This window comes from Pseudomonas anatoliensis (genome assembly GCF_017976235.1).
GTDB lineage: Bacteria > Pseudomonadota > Gammaproteobacteria > Pseudomonadales > Pseudomonadaceae > Aquipseudomonas > Aquipseudomonas anatoliensis.
Window position 1 is genome coordinate 36,400 of the sequence record NZ_JACVHC010000007.1, and the last position, 13,111, is coordinate 49,510.

A 13,111-nucleotide genomic window follows, 5' to 3' on the forward strand; every position below is an offset into this window, starting at 1 on the left:
ATCAAATGACGGCAACCGGCTGCACGTTGGCAGCCAGCAAGCGCTTTATTTCCGGGACGCATGAGCCGCATTGCGTGCCGCATCCCAGTTGATTTTTCAAACCCTGCAGGTCAAGTCCTTGGCCAATACCGGCGCAGACTGCGTTGAAGCTGACGTTATTGCAGTTACACAAGGTTTTATCGCGACTGACCTGCGCCCCGGCGTTGCCCGGCGGCGCGCTCATTGGCGCCAGCAGCCAGCGTCGTAGTTGTTCATCCGCGCGACCTTCCAGCCACAAACCTTGCAGCCAGTGTTGCGCGAGTGTTTCGCCAGCCAGGCGAATCGCGGTAATCCGGCCGTTCTCAATGCGTACACGTTTGCCGATGGCCCGGCGCGGGTCGTCATAGGCCAATACGGGGCCATCGATCAGCGACAGACATTGGTCGATCTCACCCAGCAACTGCGGGTCCGGTGCCGCGCCGCTGGCAGCGCGTATCAGCAATGCCGGACGTTCACGTCCGACGAGGCTCAGACTCACGTAGGAAAACGCCTCGCACAGTGGTCGTAGCGTCTCGAAGTGCCGTTGAACATCACCCTCGATCAGTGCGAACAGTTGCCACGGCAGATTGACCGGTTCCAGGCGCACACCGCTGTGCTTGAGTTCCGGCTGCCTGGACAACGGGTCGAAGGCTGGTAGCGTCAAGCTATTCACGCCGCCCTTGAGAAAACGATCGCCCCAGTGCATCGGCAAAAAAGCCTGACCCGGACGCACACCGTCATCGCTACCCACCGCGACAATCACAGCGCCGCGACGACTTTTAAGATTGACCAGATCACCCGGCTGCAAACGGTGCCGGCGCAGTTCGTCCGGGTGCAGGCTCAATACCGCTTCGCTGACATGGCCGAACAGTTGCGCCGCCGTGCCGGTGCGGCTCATGCCGTGCCATTGATCGCGAAGGCGGCCGGTGATCAGCGTCAGCGGGAAGCGCGCATCACGCTGCTCCTTGGCGGCGCGGTAAGGCTCGGCAATGAACTGCGCGCGGCCATTGGCTGTAGGAAAAATACCGTCGCTGTACAACCGTGCTGTTCCTTGCCGGGCGCCAGCGGGGAAGGGCCATTGTTGCGGCCCGATCTGGTCGAGCAGTGCATGACTGATCCCGGACAGATCCAGATCACGCCCGCGGGTGAGCAATTTGAACTCATCAAACAGCTGCGAAGGTTGATCGAAGGTAAACAGGCTCGGTCGTTGCGGGCGCAGACGTTTCTCCAGACGCTGTGCGAAATCCACCGTAATCGCCCAGTCTGGCCGTGCTTCACCCGGTGCGAGAATGGCTTTGCGTACGTGGGAAATGCGTCGCTCGGAATTGGTCACCGAACCTTCCTTCTCGCCCCAACTGGCGGCGGGCAACAGCAGATCGGCGAATGCAGCGGTTTCGGTGGTGCGGAAGGCTTCCTGCAACACCACGAACGGACACGCCTCCAGCGCTGCACGCACAGAGTGTTGATCCGGCATCGATTGCGCAGGGTTGGTGCAGGCTATCCACAACGCCTTTATCTTGCCGCTGCGCACCTGTTCGAACAGTTCGATAGCACTGAGCCCGGTGTTTTCCGGCAACCGATCAACGCCCCAGTAAGCCGCGACTTCAGCGCGGTGCTCGGGGTTGGCCGCGTCACGATGGCCGGGCAGCAGATTGGACAGACTGCCGGTTTCCCGCCCGCCCATGGCATTTGGCTGACCGGTGAGAGAGAAAGGTCCTGCACCCGGACGACCGATTTGCCCGGTGGCCAGGTGCAGATTGATCAATGCGCTGTTTTTTGCGCTGCCGGCGGTGGACTGGTTCAAACCCATGCACCACAGCGACAGAAAGCTCGGCGCAGTCCCCACCCATTCAGCGCATTGCTGCAGTTGCTCGACACTGATCCCGCACAGTTGCGACACCATCTGTGGCGTGTAATCGCGCACCAGGCTTTTCAGCTCGGCCAGACCTTCGGTGTGGGCGGTGATGAAGTCGCGGTCGATCCATTCTTCCCACAACAGCAGGTGCAAAATCCCATGGAACAAAGCGACATCGGTGCCCGGCAGAATCGCCAGATGCAGATCGGCCAGATCGCAGGTGTCGGTGCGCCGTGGGTCGATAACGATGACTTTCATCTGCGGACGGCGCGATTTGGCCTCTTCGAGCCGACGAAAAAGTACCGGATGGGCGTAGGCCATGTTACTGCCGACGATCATCACGCAGTCACTGAGTTCCAGATCTTCGTAGCTGCACGGCGGTGCGTCGGCGCCGAGACTGCGTTTGTAGCCGACCACGGCTGAAGACATGCACAGGCGTGAATTGCTGTCGATGTTGTTGGTGCCGACCAGCGCCCGCGCCAGTTTGTTGAAGGCGTAATAATCCTCGGTCAGCAGCTGTCCGGAAATGTAGAACGCGACGCTATCCGGGCCGTGTTCGGCGATGGTTTCGGCGAACACATTTACAGCATGGTCCAGCGCCGTGTCCCAGTCGGTGCGGCTGCGCGCGAGGCCTTTGCCCAGGCGCAATTCCGGATACAGCGCCCGGGCAGCGAGGTCGCCGGTCAGGTGCAGGGTCGAGCCTTTGCTACAGAGTTTGCCGAAGTTGGCCGGATGCGCCGGATCGCCACTGACGCCGAGGATGCGCTCGCCGTCATGCTCGATCAGTACGCCGCAGCCGACCCCGCAATAACAGCAGGTCGAGGCGGTCGTCTGGCGGTTCATCAGATAGCGTCCCGCAGGGCCAATTGCACCCGGCCATTTTCAATCCGCGCCGCGTGATGGTGGGCGCATCCGATATCAGGCGCCTGGGCTTCACCGGATTGCAGGTCGATCTGCCAGTTGTGCAGCGGGCAGGCCACACGTTTGCCGTAAATCAAACCTTGTGACAGCGGGCCGCCCTTGTGCGGGCAGCGGTCGTCGAGGGCGAATACTTCGTCGTCACTTGTACGAAAAATCGCGATGTCACCTTTGGGTCCGGCAATGATCCGCGAACCGAGGGTATTGATCTCTTCCAGGGCACAGATATCGAGCCAGTTCATGCCGGCACCTCCAGATTTTTCACAGGGATCACGTCGAATTCTTTCTTCAGTTGCGGCTGCGCCAGGCGCTCTTTCCACGGGTCCTGCTCAAACGACAGGGAGAATTGCAGGCGCTCGTTCAAAGCTTTGCGACGTTCCGGGTCTTCAAGCACGGCTTTCTTGATGTGCTCCATGCCGACCCGTTGCAGGTAGTGCACGGTGCGTTCGAGGTAGAAGGCTTCTTCGCGATAGAGCTGCAAAAACGCGCCGTTGTATTCGCGGACTTCTTCGGCAGTTTTCAGCTTGACGAAGAATTCGGCGACTTCAGTTTTGATCCCGCCGTTGCCACCGATGTACATCTCCCATCCGGAATCGACGCCGATGATTCCTACGTCTTTGATACCCGCTTCCGAGCAGTTGCGTGGGCATCCGGAAACCGCCAGCTTCACTTTGTGCGGCGACCACATGTTGAACAGGTCATGTTCAAGTTCAATGCCCAATTGCGTCGAATTCTGCGTGCCGAAGCGGCAGAACTCACTGCCGACACAGGTTTTCACCGTGCGAATCGATTTGCCGTAGGCGTGGCCGGAGGGCATGTCGAGATCTTTCCAGACGCCGGGCAAGTCCTGTTTCTTGATGCCCAGCAAGTCGATGCGCTGACCGCCGGTGACCTTGACCATCGGCACGTTGTACTTGTCGGCGACGTCGGCAATTCGGCGCAATTCCGAAGGGTTGGTCACGCCGCCCCACATCCGTGGCACCACCGAGTAGGTGCCATCTTTCTGAATGTTGGCGTGGGCGCGCTCGTTGATCAGGCGCGATTGCGGATCATCCTTGGCCTCTCCCGGCCAGGTGGAAATCAGATAATAGTTGAGCGCTGGGCGGCACGTCGCGCAGCCGTTTGGTGTGCGCCAGTTGAGGTAGCTCATGGTGCCGGCGATGGTCAGTAGATGTTGCTCGCGGATCGCCTGGCGGATCTGGCCGTGATTGAGGTCGCTGCAACCGCAGATGGCTTTTTCGCTTTTCGGTTTGACGTCTGCCGCGCCGCCGACGGTGTTGATCAGGATCTGCTCGACCAGCCCCGCGCAGGAGCCGCAGGAACTGGCCGCTTTGGTGTGTTTCTTCACCTCATCGACGCTGAACAGGCCGTGTTCCTGAATGGCTTTGACGATGGTGCCTTTGCACACGCCGTTGCAGCCGCAGACTTCAGCGGTGTCGGCCATGACCATGGCTTTGTCCTGGCCCTGATGTCCTACGTCGCCGAGGGCGTTTTCGCCGAACATCAAGTGATCGCGGATCTCGCCGATGGCGTGATTCTCACGAATCTGTCGGAAATACCAACCGCCATCTGCCGTATCGCCGTACAGACAGGCGCCGACCAGAACGTCATCCTTGATCACCAGTTTTTTGTACACCCCGCCGATCGGGTCGGAGAGGGTGATGGTTTCGGTGCCTTCGCCGCCCATGAAGTCGCCGGCGGAAAACAGGTCGATGCCGGTGACCTTCAATTTGGTCGACGTGACCGAACCCTGATAGCGGGCGAAACCCAACTGCGCGAGGTGGTTGGCGCAGACTTTGGCTTGTTCGAACAACGGTGCGACCAGGCCATAAGCGATACCGCGATGGCTGGCGCATTCGCCGATGGCATAGATGCGCGGGTCGTAGGTTTGCAGGGTGTCGTTGACCAGAATGCCGCGATTGCACGGGATGCCGGCCTTTTCCGCGAGTTCGGTGTTGGGGCGGATGCCGGCGGCCATGACCACCAAGTCGGCGGGGATGATGTCGCCGTTCTTGAATTGCACCGACCCGACCCGACCGTTACCGGCGTCGTGCAGGGCTTGGGTCTGTTCGCACAGACGGAAATGCAGGCCACGGGATTCGAGAGCGCTTTGCAGGAGTTGGCCGCTGGTCTTGTCCAGTTGCCGCTCCAGCAGCCACTCACCGAGGTGCACGACGGTGACGTGCATGCCGCGCAGCATCAGGCCGTTGGCAGCTTCGAGGCCGAGCAGGCCGCCGCCGATCACTACGGCGTGCTTGTGGGTTTTTGCGGTGTCGATCATTGCCTGGGTGTCGGCGATGTCGCGGTAACCGATCACGCCGTGCAAGGTGTTGCCGGGAATTGGCAGGATGAACGGCGTCGAGCCGGTGGCAATCAGCAGACGGTCGTACTCGGCTTCAGTGCCGTCCTCGGCAATCACCCGGCGCTTGACCCGGTCGATTTCCACCACTTTGCGGTTGAGTAGCAGCTTGATGTTGTTTTCCAGGTACCAGTCGAGGTCGTTGAGCACGATCTCTTCGAAAGTTTGCTCACCGGCCAGCACCGGCGACAACAGGATGCGGTTGTAATTGGTGTGCGGCTCGGCGCCGAAGACCGTGATGTCGTACAGCTCGTTGCTCAGCTTGAGCAGTTCTTCGAGGGTGCGGACGCCGGCCATGCCATTGCCGATCATCACCAGTTTGAGTTTTTTCATCAGGTTCTCCGGGGAGCTGCGGCTGGCCTCTTGTGGGCTTCAGGCCTTGCTCGAGAAATTTTGCGCAAACAAAAAAAGGCGTCCCGCTAGTTGCCTAGCGAGGACGCCTTTGTCCTGGTCCCGTTCTCTCGGGGAGCACAACCTTCGTCGTTGAAGGTTGGGCTTTATGTGTGTGTTGAAAGGATTAATGCAGTGGTTGTGCCAAGTATTCCCAATCCCGTGATTACGGGACTTTTCTGCCAGGAATGGAATTTTTCTGCACTGTCTGGAGGCGTGTTGCGCGATTTTGAGGCGCAAAGTCAAAAGATCGCAGCCTTCGGCAGCTCCTACACGGGAATCGTGCACATCCTGTAGGAGCTGCCGAAGGCTGCGATCTTTTCAAGGCTGATGAAACAACAAAACCAGCAGCACCAGATTCCCCAGCAACGCCACCAGTGCCATCGTCCGCCAGACCTTTACCGGCTCACGCTCCAGCAGTGGTCTGGGGCGTACGCTCAAACTGCGCCGCTCGCCTTGTTCCAGCACCAACAACCATTCTTCCGCCGTTTCAAAACGCTGTTGCGGATCGGCAGCAACACCGCGCTCCAGGCTCTGCGCCAACCACTCCGGCAGATCGGGGCGGTAGCGACTGGCACTGACCGGTAAGCCAAATCGCGGCCGTTGAAAGGCTTCGATCTCGCCATAGGGAAAATGCCCCGTGAGCAGGAAATACAAGGTCACGCCCAGCGCATACAGGTCCTGTTGAGCGCCGGGCGGGTCACCGCGAAAGGCTTCCGGGGCGATATAACTTGGGGTTCCCGGTAACGTCGAAACAGCGTCTTCGGACAGGCCGGGGCAATAGGCCAGACCAAAATCCAGCAGGCGCAATTCCCCATCGTCACCCAGCAGCAAATTCTCCGGTTTGATATCCCGGTGCAGAATCTGCCGTCGATGCAGCAGGCCCACTGCACGCAGCAGCCGCTCGGCCAGTTCCTGCCATTGTGCCAATGGCAACGGGCCGCTTCGCTGGAAACGCTGCGCCAGGGTCGTCCCGGAATATTCCCGCATCACGTAGTACAAATGCTGACGCTGAAGGCACCCATGGACTTCAGGGAAATGCCGACCGGCCACGCGTTTCAGAAACCATTCCTCCGAAAGAAGCGCTTGCCCGGTCTGTGGATCATCGGCCAGTCGTGCGGGCAGGGTTTTCAGCAACCATGGCTGACCTTGGTCGTCGCGCACGCGATAGAGCAGTGATTGCTGACTCTGGCTGACAACTTCTTCCACTTGCCAGCCTTCGAAGGATTGCCCGGATTTCAGCGGCGGGGGCAGCGGCCATTGCTGCAAATGCATCAGTGCATCGCCGATGCTCGCTTCACCGACGGCATCTACCCGCACCAGCAAGGCGCTGGCGTTGTCCTGACTGCCGGCCAGATGCGCGGCGTTCACCAGTGTGTGCGCGGCGTTGTTCAGGTCCGGCTGGTCGCGCAGGATCGCCGCAATGGCGGTATCGCCCAAGGTCGACCACACGCCGTCGCTGAGCAGCACGAAACACTCGCCCGTGCGTAATTCGCCGTCGAGAAAATCCAGCACCAGATGCTGATCAAGCCCTAACGCACGCTTGAGCACATGCTGCATGCCCGGCTGCTCCCAGACATGGTCGTTGGATATCCGCTGCAAGCTGTCGGCATGCCAGCGATAAACCCGGCAATCGCCTACATGGGCCAGGGTAAAGCGCCTACCGCGCATGACCAAAGCGCTGACAGTGGTGAGCAACGGCTGCCCACCACCGTTGGCCTGCAACCAGCGATTTTGCGCCAGCAGCAGGCGATCCAGTGCCTGGGCCACGCTCCAGGTTTCCGGGGTGGCGTAGTAGTCGAGGGCCAAGGCTTGCAAGGTCGAGCGCGCAGCCAGTCCGCCATCGGCGCACTGGCTGACACCGTCAGCGATGGCGAACAGGTAACCCTTGCTCGCCGCCAGCGCCGGGGCTGGCGTGACCAGACGCAGGGCGTCCTGATTCTCCGCGCGCGGGCCGGTGGCGCTGGCTTCGGCGAAACTCAATTGCAGGGCCATTCAGTCCTCAGACTCGAGCCGCAGTCACGGCTGCCGAACCCCAGGTGGTTCTCCAGCGCCGCTTGACGCCGTGCAGGCCAAACCACGCCAGCACGCCAAGGCTTGCGAACAACCACAGGGCCAGTTGATAGCTGCCGGTGCTTTGTTTGATCGCGCCCATGCCTGCCGCCAAAGCAAAACCACCGATGCCGCCAGCCATGCCGATCAGCCCGGTCATCACGCCGATCTCAAGACGAAAGCGCTGCGGCACCAGTTGGAAAACCGCCCCGTTGCCTGCCCCCAAACCGAGCATGGTGCAGACGAAAAGTGCCAGCGCCGCGTAGGAACTTGGCAGATTGAAGCCGACCGCTGCGATGCAGATAGCCGCCACGGTGTACATCGCCAACAAGGTGCGAATGCCGCCGAAACGATCCGCCAGCGCACCTCCCAATGGCCGCATCAGGCTGCCACCGAACACGCAGGCAGCGGTGTAATAGCCGGCAGTGACCGGGCTCAATCCGTACTGATCGTTGAAGTAGCCGGGCAGGGCGCTGGCCAGGCCGATGAAGCCGCCGAAGGTGACGCTGTAGAAAAACATGAACCACCAACTGTCGCGGTCACCGAGGGCTTTGAAGTAGTCGGCCATGGACTTGGCTTTCGGACGTTGCGGGGCGTTTTTTGCCATCCAGGCGAACAGCACCAGCGTGAGGATCAATGGAATCACTGCGAAGCCGAAGACGTTGCTCCAGCCGAAGGATGCGGCCAGTACCGGCGCGAGCAGTGCAGCGAACACGGTGCCCGAGTTGCCCGCGCCGGCAATGCCCATGGCTTTGCCTTGATGCTCAGGCGGGTACCACTGCGATGCCAGCGGCAGCGCTACGGCGAACGAAGCGCCGGCCATGCCGAGGAACAGACCGAGGATCAGCGCCTGTTCGTAACTGTGAATACCGAGTTTCCAGGCGCCGAACAGCGCGCAGATGACGATGACCTGGCCGATCAGCCCGGCGGTTTTCGGCGACAACCGATCCGCCAGCATGCCCATCGCGAAGCGCAGTACGGCGCCGGCAAGGATTGGCGTGGCGACGACCAGCCCGCGCTGTTGCGTGGTCAGGTGCAGGTCGGCGGCAATCTGCACCGCCAGCGGGCCGAGCAGGTACCAGACCATGAAACTCAGGTCGAAGTAGAGGAAGGCCGCGAACAGGGTCGGGGTATGGCCGGATTTCCAGAAGCTTTTATTCATCGCGCACCTCAGCTGTAAAGAGTCTCGAGAAGGAGTCATGAGTCAGCAAAGTGGGGCGCCGCCACGGCCGCACCACCGGCCCCGGGCTGTGGGGCCAAAACGCAAAAACGCCGCTACCTGATTCGCCGGGAGGGGCGAGCGGGTCAGCGACGTCTTTGTCGTAGGTGGGGCAACCGCCGTTGGTTACCTGTATGGAATGTGTAGCGAGATTTGTGCCAAGGCTTAAAGATCGCTGCCTGGTTGCACTCGAAAGCTCCTACAGGGGGAGCATCGAACTCCTATAGGAGCGGCCGAAGGCTGCGATCTTTTGATCTTGCTGGTTATTCAGCCGAGTAATTCACTCATGGCAATAATCTGCTCCGCCACCTGAATCAGCTTCTGCTGGCGGCTCATGGCTTGGCGCCGCATCAGGGTGTAGGCCTCTTCCTCGTTGCAGTCCTTCATCTTCATCAACAGCCCCTTGGCCAGTTCGATGCGCTTGCGCTCCGCCAGTTGCTGGTCGCGGGCTTGCAACTGCGCACGCAACGCCTGATCACTTTCAAAGCGCGCCATCGCCACATCGAGAATCGGCTGCAAACGTTGTGCGTGAATGCCTTCAACGATGTAGGCACTGACCCCGGACTTGATCGCCTGACGCATCACGCCGGGGTCATGTTCGTCGGTAAACATCACGATCGGGCGTGGCTGGTCGCGGCTGACCAGCACCACTTGCTCCATTACATCGCGGCTCGGTGACTCGGTATCGATCAGGATGACGTCCGGGCGCACCGTTTCGACGCGTGCGGGCAGGTCGATGGTCAGGCCAGACTCGTCAATTACCTCGAAACCGGCCTCGGTCAGAGCGGCTTTCAGGCGTCCGACTTTTTTCGCTGTGTCGTTGATCAGCAGAATGCGCAGCATGTTGGCGGTCTCCTGTCAGCGGCGGGCGAGAAGGGGAGCGTCGTCGCTCAGAGCGTGCAGCTTGAAGCTGCGCGCATAACCGGCCGGATCGCTGCCGTCCCAGATCTTGCCGTCGAGCAACTGACTGCTGCGCATGTCCGTGCCCCACGCGGCAACGCCGACAGCGGTCGCCGCGTCGCGATAAAGGCCCAATTGCTGAACCTGACGCGCCACGGCGAGGTAATCCGGGTCTTCGCGCAGCAAACCCCAGCGGCGGAACTGGGTCATGAACCACATGCCGTCGGAGAGATACGGCAGATTGACTTCGCCATTGCCGTGAAAGCGCAAGGCGTGGGGATCCTGCCAGCGATTACCGAGGCCGTCGGCGTAGTCGCCGAGAAAGCGCGGTTCGATGCACGAAACCGGCGCGTCGAGATAATCCGGGGCGCTGAGCAATTGCGCGGTGCTGCGGCGATTTTCCGGGCTTTCTTCGATGAATCGGCTGGCTTCGAGAATCGCCATCACCAGCGCGCGCGCGGTGTTCGGGTATTGCTCGACGAAGGCGCGGGTGCAGCCGAGGACTTTTTCCGGATGATCGGGCCAGATGGTCTGGCTGGTGGCCAGCGTAAAGCCGAGATCCTGCTGCACCGCGCTGGCGGCCCACGGTTCGCCGACGCAAAAGCCGTCGATTCGTCCCGCTTGCAGGTGCGCGACCATTTGCGGCGGCGGCACCACCACGCTGTCGACATCCTGTAACGGATGAATGCCCTGGCTCGCCAGCCAGTAATAAAGCCACATCGCGTGTGTGCCGGTCGGGAAGGTCTGGGCGAAAGTCAGTTTTGCGCGGGATTGGTGCACGTGGCGATCCAGCGCTTCAGGACTGCTCACGCCGAGGCTTTGCAGGCCGTGGGAGAGGTTGAGGCTCTGGCCGTTTTGGTTGAGGCCCATCAACACGGCCATGTCGGTGGATGCGACGCCGCCGATGCCCAAATGCACGGCGTAGATCAAACCGTACAGGCTGTGGGCGGCATCGAGTTCGCCGCTGACCAGTTTGTCGCGCAGGTTGGCCCATGACGTCTGGCGCTTGAGGTTCAGGGTCAGGCCATAAGGTTGAGCGAAACCCTGAGTGGCGGCCACCACTACCGAGGCGCAATCGCTCAGGGCCATGAAACCAAGGTTGATCGCAGTCTTTTCCGGAGCATCGCTGCCGTTGACCCAGGCCAGCGGCCCGACGGAGGGTTCATTCATCGCATGCACCTGCAAAAGCCGCCTTCAAAAAAAACGCCGCCACCGGTTTTGCGCAGGCAAAACCCCATGACGACGCCATTGTCCCGGCCCGTACGCCGCCATTGGCGTGCGGGCTGATGGCAAGAAGGGTGCAAGGCATATGCCAGTCGCGTCGATTTGCGCGTGCGCCTCGCGCGGTGGGTCGATGCCCGGCTATAATCGCCGCCTCTTTTCGCCGCCCGAGTCATCGCCGCCCATGTACACCCTGGCCCGTCAGCTGTTGTTCAAACTTTCCCCGGAAACCTCCCACGATCTGTCGCTGGATCTGATCGGCGCGGGTGGGCGTTTGGGCCTCAACGGTCTGCTGTGCAAGGCGCCAGCGAAGGTGCCGGTGACGGTCATGGGCCTGGAGTTCCCCAACCCGGTGGGTCTGGCGGCGGGTCTGGACAAGAACGGCGCGGCCATCGACGGCTTCGCGCAGTTGGGTTTCGGTTTTGTCGAAATCGGCACCGTGACCCCGCGTCCACAACCGGGCAACCCGAAACCACGGATTTTCCGCCTGCCGGAAGCCGAGGCGATCATCAATCGCATGGGCTTCAACAATCTGGGTGTGGATAACCTGCTGACGCGGGTAGCCGCGGCCAAATACAAGGGCGTGCTGGGGATCAACATCGGCAAGAACTTCGATACCCCGGTTGAACGCGCGGTTGACGATTACCTGATCTGCCTGGACAAAGTCTACGCCCACGCCAGTTACATCACCGTCAACGTCAGCTCGCCGAATACCCCGGGCCTGCGCAGCTTGCAGTTCGGCGATTCGCTCAAGCAGTTGCTGGCTGACCTGGCCACTCGTCGCGCCGAACTGGCGTTGCGCCATGGCAAGCATGTGCCGCTGGCGATCAAGATTGCCCCGGACATGACCGACGAAGAAACCGCGCAGGTCGCGCAAGCGCTGATCGAAACCGGGATGGACGCGGTCATTGCCACCAACACCACGCTGAGCCGTGTAGGCGTTGAAGGCATGGAGCACGGTGACGAGGCGGGCGGCCTGTCCGGTGCGCCAGTGCGGGACAAGAGCACCCACACCGTGAAAGTGCTGGCGGCTGAGTTGGGTGGGCGTTTGCCGATCATTGCGGCGGGCGGGATTACTGAAGGCAAGCACGCTGCTGAGAAGATCACTGCGGGTGCCAGTCTGGTGCAGATTTACTCGGGCTTCATCTATAAGGGCCCGGCGCTGATTCGTGAATCCGTCGACGCCATCGCCGCCCTGCGCAAATAACCCAGGCTGTCCCGGCCAATGTAGGAGCTGCCGAAGGCTGCGATCTTTTGATCTTGATGTCGATTTTAAAAAAACAGGATCAAAAGATCGCAGCCTGCGGCAGCTCCTACAGGGGTAGTCGGCAGACATTCGAAAGGCAAATCGACCGGGCATAAAAAAGGGCTCCTCGAAGGAGCCCCTGGGCCGTAGCCCGCCGTCCGGGAAGGACGTGCGTGGTTAATGCGTTACAAATTCAGATTGTCGTGTCGGAATAAATGCCCTGTGTCAGCCGACGGCGTGAAGTTCGTTGAGTCTGTGGATTCCCGCAGTGCCGGTCATACCGTCCCAGTTGTCGCCGCGTCCTTCTCGCCAGCCGTTAATCCAGGCTTGGCGTACCGACGGTAGAGTAAATGGGCAAAGCTCACGGGATTTGCCACCAACGCCATATTGATATCCGCGCAAAAATGCTCTTTCCAACGGATCACGCTTAAGTCTTCTCATAGGGTGTTTCCCTCACTTGTTGACTGTATGTGTCGCGTTGACCTCAACCGAGGTCTGGCAGAAAAACTCTGCCGGGGGCGGCTCGCTGCCGGCGTGGCGAGCCAAGGTGTTGACGCCGTTGCGACGTCAACCTGTGGTCATTTCTAACCAATGAGTCACACCGATGGAATGACCGTTTTGTCATAAGGACGTAACGAAAAGGGTGCTACGGCAATAAGTAACTGCGTATTTGTTCAATGATTATTGAGCAAACCCCGGTATGATCGGCACCGCGCTGCATGATGGGGTTAATCCTTTAGTGAGAATGACCCACGTTTACACTGGGGTACTATTCGACGAAGGGTTGTTTTGAGTCATTTTGTTGCTTCAACATTTTTCTCTGTCCTTGCATCTAAGCTCTTTTAACCCGAGCAGCAGGGATGGGACGGCACACCTTCGTGCCACGCGGGCGCTCTTTTAGAAAAGCGCCTGATTGAAAACCGGATCGGCAAT

9 protein-coding genes are annotated in these 13,111 nt (G+C 60.4%); 1 reads left to right on the forward strand and 8 read right to left on the reverse strand.

Features of this window, described 5'->3' with window-relative positions; translation table 11 throughout:
• Position 1: 1 nt before the first annotated feature.
• From ICA16_RS21865 to ICA16_RS21895, 7 genes are all read right to left on the reverse strand, one after another.
• Entirely contained in the window at positions 2-2,716 is a 2,715-nt protein-coding gene (locus ICA16_RS21865) for a nitrate reductase (protein ID WP_210701541.1), read from the reverse strand.
• A complete protein-coding gene (gene nirD / locus ICA16_RS21870) occupies positions 2,716-3,033 on the reverse strand; it encodes a nitrite reductase small subunit NirD (RefSeq protein ID WP_210701543.1) in 318 nt (105 codons plus the stop codon). Before nirD ends, ICA16_RS21865 begins: the two co-directional genes overlap by 1 nt.
• The gene (gene nirB, locus ICA16_RS21875; protein WP_210701545.1) at positions 3,030-5,483 is read right to left on the reverse strand and encodes a nitrite reductase large subunit NirB; all 2,454 of its coding nucleotides are present in this window, start codon (positions 5,481-5,483) and stop codon (positions 3,030-3,032) included. Before nirB ends, nirD begins: the two co-directional genes overlap by 4 nt.
• A gap of 378 nt (positions 5,484-5,861) precedes the next feature.
• The gene (locus tag ICA16_RS21880) at positions 5,862-7,535 is read right to left on the reverse strand and encodes a bifunctional protein-serine/threonine kinase/phosphatase (RefSeq protein WP_210701547.1); all 1,674 of its coding nucleotides are present in this window, start codon (positions 7,533-7,535) and stop codon (positions 5,862-5,864) included.
• 7 nt (positions 7,536-7,542) lie between these two features.
• Entirely contained in the window at positions 7,543-8,754 is a 1,212-nt protein-coding gene (locus tag ICA16_RS21885; RefSeq protein ID WP_042558506.1) for a nitrate/nitrite transporter, read from the reverse strand.
• A 324-nt stretch (positions 8,755-9,078) separates the two neighbouring features.
• Positions 9,079-9,654 carry an ANTAR domain-containing response regulator gene (locus ICA16_RS21890; RefSeq protein ID WP_007916390.1) on the reverse strand — a complete coding sequence of 192 codons (576 nt, stop codon included), beginning with the start codon at positions 9,652-9,654 and terminating at the stop codon, positions 9,079-9,081.
• Positions 9,655-9,669: 15 nt separating this feature from the next.
• A complete protein-coding gene (locus ICA16_RS21895) occupies positions 9,670-10,881 on the reverse strand; it encodes a CmpA/NrtA family ABC transporter substrate-binding protein (protein WP_210701548.1) in 1,212 nt (403 codons plus the stop codon).
• 235 nt (positions 10,882-11,116) lie between these two features.
• Here ICA16_RS21895 and ICA16_RS21900 point away from each other — a divergent pair, with 235 nt between their 5' ends.
• On the forward strand, positions 11,117-12,139 hold the full coding sequence (locus tag ICA16_RS21900) for a quinone-dependent dihydroorotate dehydrogenase (protein ID WP_150616737.1): 1,023 nt from the start codon (positions 11,117-11,119) through the stop codon (positions 12,137-12,139).
• A gap of 264 nt (positions 12,140-12,403) precedes the next feature.
• On the opposite strand, the gene rmf is transcribed toward ICA16_RS21900, so the two are convergent.
• A complete protein-coding gene (gene rmf / locus ICA16_RS21905) occupies positions 12,404-12,619 on the reverse strand; it encodes a ribosome modulation factor (protein ID WP_003223300.1) in 216 nt (71 codons plus the stop codon).
• Positions 12,620-13,111 lie beyond the last annotated feature (492 nt).